Annotated in this window: 11 protein-coding genes and 2 pseudogenes; 8 read left to right on the forward strand and 5 right to left on the reverse strand. The window is 71.8% G+C overall.

What is annotated here, in order from left to right; all coding sequences use genetic code 11:
- A pseudogene (locus I53_RS02710) lies at positions 1-193 on the reverse strand (FAD-binding oxidoreductase); the annotation flags it as partial.
- Between the two features lie 228 nt (positions 194-421).
- Between I53_RS02710 and I53_RS02715 the strand changes: the two are divergent.
- Entirely contained in the window at positions 422-1447 is a 1026-nt protein-coding gene (locus I53_RS02715; protein WP_043346349.1) for an SIS domain-containing protein, read from the forward strand.
- A 103-nt stretch (positions 1448-1550) separates the two neighbouring features.
- Here the strand turns inward: I53_RS02715 and I53_RS02720 are convergent, their stop codons facing one another.
- The 3 genes from I53_RS02720 to I53_RS02730 form a co-directional block, all read right to left on the reverse strand.
- Entirely contained in the window at positions 1551-2387 is an 837-nt protein-coding gene (locus I53_RS02720) for an SHOCT domain-containing protein (protein WP_078947378.1), read from the reverse strand.
- A 156-nt stretch (positions 2388-2543) separates the two neighbouring features.
- Positions 2544-3143 (reverse strand): nitroreductase family protein, encoded by a 600-nt coding sequence (locus I53_RS02725; RefSeq protein WP_043346351.1) that lies wholly within the window; start codon positions 3141-3143, stop codon positions 2544-2546.
- A 93-nt stretch (positions 3144-3236) separates the two neighbouring features.
- The gene (locus tag I53_RS02730) at positions 3237-4304 is read right to left on the reverse strand and encodes a GSCFA domain-containing protein (RefSeq protein WP_043346353.1); all 1068 of its coding nucleotides are present in this window, start codon (positions 4302-4304) and stop codon (positions 3237-3239) included.
- 74 nt (positions 4305-4378) lie between these two features.
- On the opposite strand from I53_RS02730, the gene I53_RS02735 reads away from it, so the two are divergent.
- The gene (locus tag I53_RS02735; protein ID WP_043346354.1) at positions 4379-5413 is read left to right on the forward strand and encodes a WcbI family polysaccharide biosynthesis putative acetyltransferase; all 1035 of its coding nucleotides are present in this window, start codon (positions 4379-4381) and stop codon (positions 5411-5413) included.
- A gap of 69 nt (positions 5414-5482) precedes the next feature.
- Here the strand turns inward: I53_RS02735 and I53_RS02740 are convergent, their stop codons facing one another.
- A complete protein-coding gene (locus I53_RS02740; protein ID WP_043346357.1) occupies positions 5483-5887 on the reverse strand; it encodes a response regulator in 405 nt (134 codons plus the stop codon).
- 352 nt (positions 5888-6239) lie between these two features.
- Here I53_RS02740 and pal point away from each other — a divergent pair, with 352 nt between their 5' ends.
- The 6 genes and pseudogenes from pal to glmM form a co-directional block, all read left to right on the forward strand.
- Complete coding sequence (pal, locus tag I53_RS02745) at positions 6240-6734, forward strand: peptidoglycan-associated lipoprotein Pal (RefSeq protein ID WP_043346359.1); 495 nt, start codon at positions 6240-6242, stop codon at positions 6732-6734.
- A 112-nt stretch (positions 6735-6846) separates the two neighbouring features.
- Positions 6847-7833 carry a tol-pal system protein YbgF gene (gene ybgF / locus I53_RS02750; RefSeq protein WP_043346361.1) on the forward strand — a complete coding sequence of 329 codons (987 nt, stop codon included), beginning with the start codon at positions 6847-6849 and terminating at the stop codon, positions 7831-7833.
- Positions 7821-8993 carry a tRNA lysidine(34) synthetase TilS gene (gene tilS, locus I53_RS02755; protein ID WP_374701293.1) on the forward strand — a complete coding sequence of 391 codons (1173 nt, stop codon included), beginning with the start codon at positions 7821-7823 and terminating at the stop codon, positions 8991-8993. The genes ybgF and tilS overlap by 13 nt, the downstream gene beginning before the upstream one ends.
- A 3-nt stretch (positions 8994-8996) precedes the next feature.
- Entirely contained in the window at positions 8997-10919 is a 1923-nt protein-coding gene (gene ftsH / locus I53_RS02760; RefSeq protein ID WP_043346363.1) for an ATP-dependent zinc metalloprotease FtsH, read from the forward strand.
- A 223-nt stretch (positions 10920-11142) separates the two neighbouring features.
- The gene (locus I53_RS02765; protein ID WP_043346365.1) at positions 11143-11889 is read left to right on the forward strand and encodes a sulfite exporter TauE/SafE family protein; all 747 of its coding nucleotides are present in this window, start codon (positions 11143-11145) and stop codon (positions 11887-11889) included.
- Positions 11890-12022: 133 nt separating this feature from the next.
- Positions 12023-12372: pseudogene (glmM, locus tag I53_RS02770) on the forward strand (phosphoglucosamine mutase); the annotation flags it as partial.

Genomic DNA, 12372 nt, shown 5'->3' on the forward strand with positions numbered 1-12372 from the left:
CCGCGGTGGTGGAGGGCAGCACCACGGCGAGCGGCATCTGCCGGTAGGCGGTGAGCCCGTCGGTCTCGAAGGCCCGGCGCTCGTCCTCGCTGACCACCAGCGCCTCCGGCGCGACCAGGGGCGCGAGGCCGGCCAGGATCGCGTCGCGGCGGGCGAGGATCGCGGGATCGGGGTCGGGGAAGCGGATGGTCATGGGGCTTGTGCCCTCCTTGGGCCCGCGGCGCGGGGTGGCATGCGGGATGGCGTGCCGGCAGCATGGACCGCGGCGGCCGTGCCTTCAACCGGCGTGCGGCGCTGCGTCGTCCCCGCGTCACATTTCAACCACGACGGCTGCCTAGCGTCGCCGGACACGCTTCGCTGCGCCGATCCGCGAGCCCGGCCCTCGGTGCCGGATCCGGTCGACGGGTCCAGAACGGAAACGATGAACGCTCCCGCCTCCAGCGCCCTGCGCGACGATCGTTACGACGCGCCGTCGGCGCATCTCGCCACCACCCGTGATCTCGGGATCCGCAGCCTCCAGCTCGGCATCGCGGCCCTGCAGGAGGCGAGCGCGGCCTTCCAGGGCCGGCTCGGCGCGGCCTTCGAGGAGGCGGTGCAGACGATCCTGCAGAGCAAGGGCCGGGTCATCGTCAGCGGCATCGGCAAGAGCGGCCATGTCGGCCGCAAGATCGCCGCGACGCTGGCCTCCACCGGCACGCACGCCTTCTTCGTCCACCCCACCGAGGCGAGCCACGGCGACCTCGGGATGATCGCCCGGGACGACGTCATCATCGCTCTGTCGTGGTCGGGGGAGACCGCGGAGCTGTCCGACCTCGTCGGCTTCAGCCGCCGGTTCTCGATCCCCCTGGTCGCCATCACCCGCAACGGCGAGAGCACGCTGGGCAAGGCCGCCGACGTGCTGCTGGAACTGCCCCGGGTGCGGGAATCCTGCCCGCACGACCTCGCGCCGACCTCCTCCAGCCTGATCCAGCTGGCCCTGGGCGACGCCCTGGCGGTGGCGCTCCTGGAGCGGCGCGGCTTCACCTCGGCGCGCTTCCACACCCTGCATCCCGGCGGCACCCTGGCCGCCCGCCTCAAGACCGTGCAGCAGGTGATGCACGGCCCCCAGGACATGCCGCTGGTCCACGAGACCGCGCTGATGTCCGAGGTGCTGATCGAGATCGCGGCGCGGCGCTACGGCTGCGTCGGCGTCACGGACGCGGCCGGGCGCCTCGTCGGCATCGTCACGGACGGCGACCTGCGCCGCCACATGGGCCCCGCGATCCTCGACACGCCGGTCACGGACATCATGACCCGCGATCCGATCACCGTGGAGCCGCACAAGCTCGCCCAGACCGCGCTGGAACTGATGAACCGCCGGCTGATCACGGCGGTCTTCGCGGTCACGGATGGACGGCCCGTGGGCATCGTGCACGTCCACGATCTGCTGCGCGTCGGCATCGTCTGAGGCCGTTCGGAACCGGCGGGTCCGATCCTCGCCCCCGTCCTGAGGCCTCCGCCGCGCTGCGGCCCCTCGGGATGAGGACGGAGGGTCGGACGACCGGCGCCGCTCACAGCCGCGCCAGCAGCTCCGCCTTCTTGGTCGAGAATTCCGCATCGGTGAGCACGCCGCGCGCATGGAGCGCGGCCAGACGCTCGATGGTGGCGAGAACGTCGTCCGATGATGACCGATCCGGCGCAGGCGCTGCGGCGGGACCCTGGATCCCGGCCGCATCCACCGGATGCGGATCCGCCGGGTGAGTGCCCGCGGGGTAAGTGTCCGCGGGGTGAGTGTCTCCTGGGCGTGGATCCGCTTGGCGCGGCGCGGCGACCTCCGCCTCGATCCGGCGCAGGCGGTCGAGGGCGACGGCTCCGGCCGGCCCGGTGAAGCCGAGGCTTCCATCCGCCTGCGACACGCCGGTGATGCGGTGCTCACCGGTGTCGTAGAGAGCCACCCCCGCCCCCGATTCGACCGCGAGCCGCCGGCTGTCCGGGAAATAGGCGTAGCGCAGCCCGTTCTGCGCTCCGGTGCTCGCCGGGTTCCCGAGACCGGCCGGCCACCACTCGCCGCCGCCCCGGAGGGCCGCAGGGGCCGCATCCGAGAAGCCGCCCGCCGGGAGCGCCCCGGCCAGCTCGGTGCAGAGCGCACCGACCCGCGCCTTCAGCGCGTCGTCGAACATCCGGCCGACCATCACCATGCCGCCGGCGAACCACTGGCCCATGCCGCCGAGATCCGGATGGTCGAACTGCGCCATCGTGCCGTGGCCGCGCTCCAGCGCCTGCACGAGATGGCGCACCGCATCCAGGCTGACCCCGTGGCGCTCGGCCACGCTCTGCAGCCCCGAGGCGTGGTCCAGCGGTCCGTCATCGAAGAAACCGTCGCGCGGGGCGCTGTCGGACGGGTTCATGAGCCAGCTCCCGATTCGTCGCAGGGCGGACCGGATCGGTGCAGGCCCGGCGATCCGCCACCCGGCGTGTCCGACCTGCGGCGGTGAGCCCCAGGCCGGCCACGACGTTGCGCTGCGGACACAATCCCTGGTCGAAGGCACCGGTTCCGGCCCGTCTCAGTCCGCGGCGGGCGGGAACGGACCCGCGATGGTGAAGTCGGTGATCGGCCGGCGGCCGTTCGGCGTCTCGCGGGGCCGCTGCTCCTCGGTGAGTTCGGCCTCGGGCGTCTTGCGGCCGACCGCGAAGGCGGCCTCGATCCGGTGGTTCTCGGGCAGGCGCAGGATCTCGGGGGCACGGACATGGTCGAAGCCGACCATGCCGTGGGCGTGCCAGCCCTGGTGGATCGCCTGGAGCTGGAAGGCCAGCGAGGCGGTGCCGGCGTCGAAGGAGTGGCTGTAGGAGGGCTTCAGCTCGTCGCCGACCTTCATGAGCCCGTTCGAGACCAGGAACAGGATCGCGCCGGTGCCGGATACCCATTTCTGGTTGCCGGGCACGAGCAGGCCGAGGAAGGTCTCCCAGTGGGCGTCGCCGCGGAGCGCGTAGAGGAAGCGCCAGGGCTGCGAGTTGTAGGCGGAGGGCGACCAGCGCGCCGCCTCGATCATCCGCATCAGCTCGGCTTCGGGCACGGCCTCGCCCGTGAAGGCGCGGGGCGAGTGCCGCTTCACGAAGACCGGATCGATGTCGTGGTCGGCGCGGCGGGGCGGGGGCAGGCTCAAGGGATTCGTCTCCGAAGGGCGGGGCGCCCGGGCGGCCGAGCTTGCCCGAAACGCCTGCCCGGAGGCAAACCCGATGCCGACCCGATGCCGACCCTAGGCCACGCTGCGCTCGATCTCCTCCTCGTCGCAGATCACGCCGGCATTGCCCTCGAACTCCGCCGCGAGGTCCACGGGGGCGTGGGTCGGCGCCGGCGAGACCCGGTCGCGGGCGAAGGTCGCCAGGAACAGGCGCATCACGTGGCGGACGCCCGCATCGTTGATGGTGCGCTGGTCCTCGTTGTAGTAGCGCCCGGCATTCACGTTGCTCGTGACGATGTCGTAGGCGGGGAAGTAGACCGCCCGCGGGTCGCCGCGGCCGACCACCTCGCCGGCCGCCACCCGCAGCACCGACTTGGAGTAGCTGTTCGACTCCATCACGTGCCGGTCCATGTAGGTGGCGATCATCGGCACCGGCGAGACCGTGAAGATCACCCGCGCCTTCGGGTTCACGCTCCAGAGCCGGTCGAGGAAGCCGTTGAGGTCGCCGAGCACCTCGCCCGCGCCGGCATTGACGCATTCGTAGAGGTCCGGATCGAAGGTCCCGCCCGCGACCCCGGGGGCGAGCGGCAGCGCCGCCCCGTCGGCTCGCCAGCGCCAGCCTTCCGTGAGGCCGAGTGTCAGCACGAACACGTCCAGGGTCTCGAACAGGCGGCGCACCTCGGCGAGATGCGCGTCGCGCGCCGCGACCACCTCGGCCTCGCTGGCGAAGCCCGCCGGCTCGACCGTGGGGCGGAACGGGTCGACGTAGCGGCCGTCGTCCCGCAGCCACGCCTTCAGCTCCGGCTCGAACTTGCCGTAGGCCCGGTCGAACAGCTGCACGAACTGGCGTGTGTAGTAGAGGTTGCCGTAGCGCGCCGAGAACGTGCCGAACTGCCGGGCATTGGCCTCCTCGGCGCTCATGCCGGGGGGCGGCGGCTCGGTCAGGTAATAGTTGAAGCCGGCGCCGCGCACCGCCTCGGCCACCCGCTGCGCGAAGCAGGAGCCGCCGGTGGCGACCTTGTCGGTCGGCCCGATGACGAACGTGTCCTTCGGGTGCGGATTGACCGCGAAGGGCGGCACGTTGGTGACGACCTTGCGCCAGAATCGCTCGGCCGGTAGACCCGTATACGGATTCAACGCCATCTTCGAACCCTCTTCTTCACGACGGCGGCAGGCCCTCGGGGGCGCTGACCCGTCCGCTGACACCGGCACGCGACGTGGCCCTGAACGACCTGCCCCGGCGCGCCCGCAGCGCGTTCACCCTCGCGACACCCAGTTGGGCGCCCACCTGGGCGACACCATGGCGGAACCGCGCCCGCGCCGCCACGACCCGTGACGGGCCGAGCATCGCGGTGCTGGGCAATTGCCAGGCGCGGGGCATCGCCCGGGCCATGCGCCTGCTCGCGCCGAAGAGCCCGGTCCGCTACCTGCCCATGGGCTCGCTGAAGCGCGACCACGGCCATGTCGACGGCTTGATCCGGACCCTGCGCGCCCACGACCACGTCTTCTCGCAGGCCTTCCCGGCCGGGCTGATCCCGGGCGGCGACGTCGCCACTCTGCGCGCGGCCGACCCGCGGCTCAAGCTCTTCCCGTCGATCGTGTTCTCGGCCTTCCACCCGGACATGGTCTATGCCGGCCAGGCCTCGGACCTCGCCGCCCTGAAGCTCGCGCCGTCGCCGATGGGCCAGTACCACTCGGCGATCGTCCTCACCGCCCACCGGCTCGGCCTCGAGCCGCAGCGCACCGCCGGCCTGTTCCGCGAGGAGGTGTTCGCCCGCCTGGGTTATCTCGACCATTGGGATCCGGCGGTGCGCGAACTCGTCGGCGCGGCGGATGCCCTGGGCTTCGGGCTGGAGCGGGAGGTGACCCGCTGGGCGCGCCGCGGCGCCTTCATGCATCTGATGAACCATCCCAAGGTCCATGTCCTCGGCGACATCGCCCGGCGGCTGCTGCTGGAGAACGGGCTCACGCCCGAGCCCGTGGAGATCGAGGATTACCTCGGCGACGAGCTGGCACAGGACGTGGTCTGGCCGCTCTACCCGTCCATCGCCGAGCATTTCGGGCTGACCGGCTCATACCTGTTCAAGGCCAAGCCCCGGGGCGACGACTTCCCGGTGCTCTACGACCTCTCGGGCTTCATCGCGGCGAGTTTTGCCATCTACGACGCGACGTCCCCTGGGGATCTCGCCTGTCCCCGGGTGGACGCTTGGCTCGCCGCGCCGGAGATTGTCGCGCTGTTCCGGCGGGGTTGAGGCCGTCTCCGGCCGCGAAAGGCGTCCGACCGAAGGATGCGGACGGCCCGTGATCCGGGAGGCGGCGTCTCAGCCTGCCGTGCAGAGTTGGCTGTCGCAGTCGGTCGCGCCGAGGCCCTCGACCATCATCCGGACCAGCCGGTTGACCTCCTGCACCTGGAAGGGCTTGCGCAGGAACAGGCTGCCCGGCACGCCGCTGCGGCGGTTCGTGTCCGTCGAGGAGTAGACCACCGGACGGTCCGGATGGATCGCCCGGAAGGCATGGGCCACGGTCCAGCCGTCGATCAGCCCCGGCAGGTGGATGTCGGTGAACAGCCAGTCGATCGCATCGCCCCGGTCGCGCAGGACGGTCAGCGCCGCCTCGCCCGTCGAGGCCTCGATCACCCGGATGCCGTGCGTCTCGCACAGGCTCGCGATGATCTCGAGGAGCAGGTAGCTGTCCTCGACGATGAGGACGCACTGGGCGGGGCGCATGACGGAGGTCCGGTTTTCGGCCCGTCGATTAGGAAGCGTTAGGGTTGAGGATTCCTTAAGGTCCCGGCCGGAACCGTTACGGTGCGGAAGCCCCGCGCCTGTTGCCGCGCCGCAACCGACACGGCCGAAATGGCCCTTCGCCTCCGTCCGCCCCGCCGCCGCCGCATTCCGGGCGTGTCCCGGGTGCGTCAGCGCACGCCATCGCTCGGTGCGGACCGTCACCACGGCCGCCGCGCCGCGCGACGGAACCGTCGCTTAACCATCCCCGCCTACCAACGGCGCCAGGACTATGCGGACCCGCCTCGAAGACCCGCAGCCGGCCTTCGGCACCGCTCGAGGAGTTTTTCAGACCATGCCCCAGCGTTTCCGCGCCGCCGCCCTCGGCCTCGCCCTCGTCGCCGCCCTCGGCCTCGGCGCCTGCAGCAACGACAAGGACCTCGCCGACGCCTCCGCCTTCGGGGCCGGCGCCGCGACCCCGGGCAGCGCGCAGGACTTCGTCGTCAATATCGGCGACCGGGTCTTCTTCGAATCGGATTCCACCGACCTGACGCCCACCGCGACCGCCACCCTCGACAAGCAGGCCGCGTGGCTGCAGCGCTACCCGCGCTACACCTTCATCATCGAGGGCCATGCCGACGAGCGCGGCACCCGCGAGTACAACTTCTCCCTGGGCGCCCGCCGGGCCCAGGCGGTGAACGACTACCTCGCCACCCGCGGCATCGCGGGCAACCGCATGCGGACGGTGTCGTACGGCAAGGAGCGGCCGGTGGCGGTGTGCAACGACATCTCCTGCTGGTCGCAGAACCGCCGGGCGGTGATCGTCCTCGACCGCGGCGCCGGAGCGTAAGCCGTCGCGACGCGTTACCCGGAGGCGGCCCCGGCCGCCGCCGCGCCGCAGTTTTGCCGCGGTGCGGCGCATCTGTTAGGGCCTCGCGCCGCCACCGGATCGCACCCCCACCATGTCCGCCCGTCTTCGCACTCGCCTCGCGCTCACCACGATCCTGGGAGCCGTGCTCCTCGGCCACCCGGCCGTCGCGCAGGATGCCTCCGAGCTGGTGGTGCGCCTCGGCCGCATCGAGAACCAGTCCCGGCTCATGGCCGGCCAGATCGAGACCCTCCAGTACGAGAACCGCCAGCTCAAGGAGCAGCTGCGCAAGTTCCAGGAGGACGTCGAGTTCCGCCTGAACGAGGGCAAGGGCGGCAAGCCCTCGGCCGCTCCCGCGCCGTCGGGCCCCGTCAACGGCGGGAATCCGGGCGCCGGACGCCCCGGCAAGCGCGGCGATGCCTTCGACCCGGCCCAGGCCCCCGGCGCCCCGGGCACCCCGATGCAGCTCGGCAGCACCCAGCCCTCGGCGCCGCTGCCGCCCCGGGAGGCCGTCGAGGCGGCCGAGGCTGCGCCCCGGCCGCAGCGCCTGCCGCAGGGCGCGATCAACGGGGAGGACGAGGACGCGGAGGCCGGTGCCCCCGGCTACGACGAGCCCGTGGACCTGCGGCCGCCGGCCCGGACCGGGGCGATCCCGGCGCGGCCCTCCGAGAGCGTCGCGGCAACGCGGACGGGCGATCCGGCCGCCGATTACGATGCCGCGGTCGAGCTGTACCGGGCCAAGCAGTACGAGCAGGCCGAGATGGGCCTGCGCCAGTTCATCCAGTCGCATCCCCGCGACAACCGCGTCGCCGGCGCGACCTACTGGCTCGGCGAGAGCTACCTCGCCCGCGGCCGCAACCGCGAGGCCGCCGAGCAGTTCCTGAAGGTCTCCACCGACTACGCCCGCTCCTCCCAGGCGCCCGATGCCATGCTGAAGCTCGGCGTCACGCTCAACGCGCTCGGCGCCCGCGAGCAGGCCTGCGCGACCCTGGCCGAGCTCGACCGGAAATTCCCCAATGCCGGCAGCGGCGTCCGTCAGGGCGTCGCCCGCGAACAGAAGCGCGCCCGCTGCGGCGCCTGAGCGACCCGGGCGACCCGGTCCTCGGCGCCCTCCGCCCCTGGCTCGATCCGGCCGCGCGCGGCGGGCGGGGTGTCCTCCTCGCCGTCTCGGGCGGCCCCGATTCGAGCGCCCTGCTGTATGCCGCCGCTGCCCTGCGCGACGCTGGCCCGGTCGCCGTGCAGGTCGCCACCGTGGATCACGGCCTGAGACCGGGCTCGAAAGCCGAGGCCGAGGGCGTCGGCCGTGCCGCCCGGGATCTGGGCCTGCCCCATGCACTCCTGACCTGGGCGGGCGCGAAGCCCGGCACCGGCCTGCAGGATGCGGCCCGCACCGCCCGCTACGCCCTGCTCGCCGCCCAGGCCGCGGCGATCGGCGCCGGTCTCGTGCTCACCGGACATACGCAGGATGACCAGGCCGAGACGGTGCTGATGCGGCTCGCGGCCGGCAGCGGCCTCGCGGGGCTTGCCGGCATGCGCGCGGAGCGGACCTTGGCCGCCGGCCTCAGCCTCGGGCGCCCGTTCCTGCACCTGCCGAAGGCGACCCTGGTGGCGTGGTGCGAGGAGCGCGGCATCGCGTATGTCCGCGATCCCGCCAATGGGAATCCGCGCTTCGCCCGCGGCCGCCTGCGCGAGGCTTGGCCGGTTCTGGAACGCGAGGGCCTGACCCCGGCGCGTCTCGCCCGGCTCGCCGAGCGCGCCGCCCGCGACGAGGCCGCGCTCCGGAGCGCGGCGGAGCAGGCCCTCGACAGGACGGGGCGGCCCGGACCGGAGACGGGGGCGGGGACGGGGCTGCGCCTCGACGGAGCCGCCCTGGCGGTTCTGCCGGATGCCGTGGTCCTGCGCTGCCTCGATCTCGCCCTGACCCGGGCCGGCGCAGCACCGCGCCGCCTCGAACGCCTCGAGGCCCTGGTCCTCGAATCGCTCCTGCCGGCCCTGCGCCGCCGTGAACCGATCCGGCGCACCCTGGCGGGGTTTCTCGTCTCCGCCGATTCGGGGGGAGCCGTGAGCCTCGCCCCCGCTCCGCCGCGCCGAAGCAGGGGGGCAGGTGCTGCCCTCGCCGCAGGGGCTCCCGAATTACTTGGCAAGGGAGAGCCCCCCGCCTACATTGGTGACGTGTGCACGGATGGACCGGAACAGCCGCGTGGCATGTCCGTCCTGGGGGTCGCACGCGCCAAGGATTGATCGATGAACCCGAATTTTCGCAACTTTGCCTTGTGGGTCGTCATCTTCCTACTGGTGCTGGCCCTGGTCACCCTGTTCCAGAACCCGGGGCACCGGGGCGGCGGCAGCGAGATCGCCTACAGCCAGCTCCTGAACGACGCCGATGCCGGCAAGATCCAGTCGGTGGTGATCTCCGGGCAGGACGTGTCCGGCACCTATGTCGGCGGCGGCAACTTCACGAGCTACGCGCCCAACGACCCGAGCCTGGTCTCCAAGCTCCAGGGCAAGGGCGTGCAGATCACCGCCCGCCCGCCGTCGGACAACACCCCCTGGTTCATCCAGCTCCTCGTGAGCTGGCTGCCGATCCTGGTCTTCATCGGCGCCTGGATCTTCCTGTCGCGCCAGATGCAGTCCGGCGCCGGTCGCGCCATGGGCTTCGGCAAGTCGAAGGCCAAGCTCCTGAACGAGGCCCACGGGCGCGTCAGCTTCGACGACGTCGCCGGCGTCGAGGAGGCCAAGGAGGATCTCCAGGAGATCGTCGAGTTCCTGCGCGACCCGCAGAAGTTCCAGCGGCTCGGCGGCCGGATCCCGCGCGGCGTGCTGCTCGTCGGCCCGCCCGGCACCGGTAAGACCCTGATCGCCCGGGCGGTCGCGGGCGAGGCCAACGTGCCGTTCTTCACCATCTCGGGCTCGGACTTCGTCGAGATGTTCGTGGGCGTCGGCGCCAGCCGCGTGCGCGACATGTTCGAGCAGGCCAAGAAGAATGCCCCCTGCATCATCTTCATCGACGAGATCGACGCGGTCGGCCGCCACCGCGGCGCCGGCCTCGGCGGCGGCAACGACGAGCGCGAGCAGACCCTGAACCAGCTCCTCGTGGAGATGGACGGGTTCGAGGCCAACGAGGGCGTCATCATCATCGCGGCGACCAACCGCCCCGACGTCCTCGACCCGGCCCTGCTGCGGCCCGGCCGGTTCGACCGCCAGATCATGGTGCCGAACCCGGACGTCACCGGCCGCGAGCGCATCCTGCGCGTCCACGTCCGCAAGGTGCCGCTGGCCCCCGACGTCGACCTGAAGACCATCGCGCGCGGCACCCCGGGCTTCTCGGGCGCCGACCTGATGAACCTCGTCAACGAATCGGCCCTGCTGGCGGCCCGCCGCGGCAAGCGCATCGTGACGATGCACGAGTTCGAGGACGCCAAGGACAAGGTCATGATGGGCGCCGAGCGGCGCACCCTGGTGATGACCGAGGACGAGAAGCGGCTCACCGCCTATCACGAGGGCGGCCACGCCATCGTCGCCCTCAACGTCCCGGCCACCGACCCGGTGCACAAGGCGACGATCATCCCCCGCGGCCGGGCCCTCGGCATGGTCATGCAGCTGCCCGAGCGCGACAAGCTCTCCATGAGCTTCGAGCAGATGACCTCGCGGCTGGCGATCATGATGGGCGGGCGCATCGCCGAGGAGATGATCTTCGGTCAGGACAAGGTCACCTCGGGCGCCCAGTCGGACATCGAGCAGGCGACCCGCCTCGCCAAGATGATGGTGACCCGCTGGGGCTTCTCGCCGGAGCTCGGCACCGTCGCGTACGGCGACAACAACGACGAGGTCTTCCTCGGCATGTCGATGGGCCGGCAGCAATCGGTCTCCGAATCGACCGCCCAGAAGATCGACGCCGAGGTCCGCCGCCTCGTGGAGACCGGTCTGGAGGAGGCGCGCCGCATCCTGGCCGAGCACAAGGACGACCTGGAAGCCCTGGCGCAGGGACTCCTCGAATACGAGACCCTCTCGGGCGAGGAGATCCGCAACCTGCTCAAGGGCCAGCCTCCGATCCGCGACGGCGGCGACGTGCCGCCGACCCCGGCCCGGGGCTCCTCGGTCCCCTCGGCGGGCCGCGGCCGGCCGAAGGAGAGCGACGGCGGCCTGGAGCCGCAGCCGCAGGCCTGAGGCACGGACAACAGCACGACCACCGGAAAGGGCGCCCCGCGGCGCCCTTTTTCGTGCCGGCGCCGGATGCGACGCGCGCACGGACCGCGTCGGCAGCCGCCTGTGACAATCCGGACGGCTCGTTTATGACTCGGCCGCGCCAACACGGCCGAAGCTTCGGTGCCGCCCACCCGGGGGTTGGGCCGGACTGGCCAAACCCTCACCCCGTCGCAGAAACGCTTCCATGCCGGTCTCGACCTATCTCGTCGTCGCCCTGGGCGCCGGCGTCGCCGGCTTCGTGCAGGGTCTGTCGGGCTTCGCCTTCGGCCTCGTGGCCCTGTCGTTCTGGGCCTGGGTGATCGATCCGAAGCTCGCCGCCATCCTCTCGGTGGCCGGGGGGCTCGCCGGCCAGATCGTCGCCGCCGTCTCGGTGCGGCGTGGCGTCGATCTCAAGAGCCTCGCGCCCTTCGTGCTCGGCGGCCTCGCCGGTATCCCGCTCGGCGTCCTGCTGCTGCCCAGCCTCGACGCCGACCGGTTCAAGGCCCTGCTCGGCCTCCTGCTGATGGTCTGGTGCCCGGTGATGCTGTTCGCCCGGGACCTCCCGCGGGTCACGGCGGGCGGTCGGATCGCCGACGCCGCGGTCGGCCTTGCCGGCGGTGTCATGGGCGCCCTCGGCGGCTTCACGGGCGTGCTGCCGACCCTCTGGTGCACCCTGCGCCGCTACGAGCGCGACGTGCAGCGCACGATCGTCCAGAACTTCAACCTCGCGATGCTCGCGGTGACGATGATCACCTATCTCGCCTCGGGGATCATCACCCCGCCCGTCCTGCCGATGCTGGCCGTGGTCCTGCTGGCCATGCTGATCCCCACGCTCCTCGGGACCCGGGCCTATGGCGGCATCAGCGAAGTGGCGTTCCGCAGGCTCGTGCTGAGCCTGCTCACGCTCTCGGGCCTCACCCTCTTGGCGTCGGCGCTGCCCCGGCTCCTGTAAACGCCGCGCCGCCCCATTTCGAACGCCTTTGTCGGGAAGCAACCGATTCACCGTCGGGGAGCGTCCGGCTCCGGATTTCACCGAAATCTGCTAGGCTCTGCCCGGCCCGCCCTCGGGTCTCGGAGACGTCATGGTGCGCAAGTATTTCGGAACCGACGGCATCCGGGGCCGGGCCAACGGCGTGATCACGCCGGAGCTCGCCCTCAAGGTCGGGCAGGCCGCGGGCCTCGTGTTCCAGCGCGGCGACCACCGGCACCGGGTGGTGATCGGCAAGGACACCCGCCTCTCCGGCTACATGATCGAGACCGCGCTCGTGGCCGGCTTCACCTCGGTGGGCATGGACGTGCTGCTGCTCGGACCGGTGCCGACGCCGGCCGTGGCGATGCTGACCCGCTCCATGCGGGGCGATCTCGGCGTGATGATCTCGGGCTCGCACAACCCGTTCGAGGACAACGGCATCAAGCTGTTCGGGCCCGACGGGTT

The organism is Methylobacterium sp. B1 (assembly GCF_000333255.1).
In the GTDB taxonomy this organism is placed as follows: Bacteria; Pseudomonadota; Alphaproteobacteria; order Rhizobiales; family Beijerinckiaceae; genus Methylobacterium; species Methylobacterium fujisawaense.